Annotated in this window: 1 protein-coding gene; it reads right to left on the bottom strand. The window is 44.5% G+C overall.

Features of this window, described 5'->3' with window-relative positions:
• On the bottom strand, positions 1–1,008 hold a 1,008-nt coding region (locus LH29_RS24895; protein WP_045033897.1), incomplete at both ends, for an HYR-like domain-containing protein.

Raw genomic sequence — 1,008 nt, 5'->3', positions numbered from 1 at the left:
ATTTCAGCTGTTGGTAATGTTTCGTTGAAAGTTGGAGCGGTGTTGTCCGAAACAGTTACTGTCTGTGTAAATGAAGTTTCATTACCACAGTCGTCAGTAGCAGTCCATGTACGAGTTAATGTATAGCTGTTTGCACAGTCACCGTCAGTTCTTGTTTCGGTAAATACAACTGGAACCTCGGTATCACAATTGTCAGAAGCAGTCAACATTACAGCTTCCACAACGCCATCACACTCAGCAGTAATTTCAGCTGTTGGTAATGTTTCGTTGAAAGTTGGAGCGGTGTTATCCTGGATAGAATAGCTTGCAGAAGTGGTACTGATGTTTCCACAGGCATCTGTCGCGGTGAAAGTAACGGTTATTGCTCCACCATCGCATTGTACATTTTCATTTTCGCCATAGTTGTGGCTCCAGGTTACATCTCCACAATTATCAGTTGCAGTCGCTCCTGCGTGGTTTGCTAACCAATCACTCAATTTGTTTGCCGGATCGATTCCGCATTCTACGTTAATGTTGGTTAGGTTAGTGTTGTCAATAATTGGAGCCTGAGTATCATCAACAGTAATGGTTTGCTGAGCAGTAGTTTCGTTTCCGCAAGCATCGGTAACAGTATAAGTTCTGATGATTGTCCAGGGGCATTCGCCGGTTGGTTCAGCATCAGAGCTGGTAACAACAAGATTATCCGTACCACATGCATCGGTAATTGTTAAGCCGTTAGCGGTAAGGTAAGCCAAAGTATTTGTAGCAGGAGTTGCATCAGCAGGGCTACATCCTTCGTCGTTGATTGCAGTGAGGGTTCCTGTAATTGCAGGAGCCTGAGTATCATCAACAGTAATGGTTTGCTGAGCAGTAGTTTCGTTTCCGCAAGCATCGGTAACAGTATAAGTTCTGATGATTGTCCAGGGGCATTCGCCGGTTGGTTCAGCATCAGAGCTGGTAACAACAAGATTATCCGTACCACATGCATCGGTAATTGTTAAGCCGTTAGCGGTAAGGTAAGCCAAAGTA

Origin of the sequence: Draconibacterium sediminis (genome assembly GCF_000949475.1) — a bacterium.
Lineage (GTDB): Bacteria > Bacteroidota > Bacteroidia > Bacteroidales > Prolixibacteraceae > Draconibacterium > Draconibacterium sediminis.
This window is presented reverse-complemented; position numbering and strand designations above follow the sequence as displayed.